1 protein-coding gene is annotated in these 204 nt (G+C 43.6%); it reads right to left on the minus strand.

All coding sequences use genetic code 11. The annotated features are described in order from the left end of the window. Window positions 1–204, minus strand: a 204-nt coding sequence (locus tag MiSe_RS50670; RefSeq protein WP_226595189.1) for a hypothetical protein, incomplete at both ends; no start/stop codon positions are given.

Below are 204 nucleotides of genomic sequence, written 5' to 3' on the forward strand. Positions count from 1 at the left end.
TATTTAAGCTGCCTCTAGCTGAGGCTTGAATATCTTTTGGTTGGAATGAGTCTAGGCTACCTGCGGCTTGTACTTGACCGCTGAAGGTTGCTGGTAAACGATTTGGCAATGTTGTTAAACGATGCAATTGGAGATTAGAGGCTTCTATAGCAGTTTGCCAGCGACCTTCGTTTAATTGTGCTTGTTGAATTTGGATATTGCCGC

It is taken from the genome of Microseira wollei NIES-4236, from assembly GCF_020521235.1.
GTDB classification, from domain to species: Bacteria; Cyanobacteriota; Cyanobacteriia; order Cyanobacteriales; family Aerosakkonemataceae; genus Microseira; species Microseira wollei.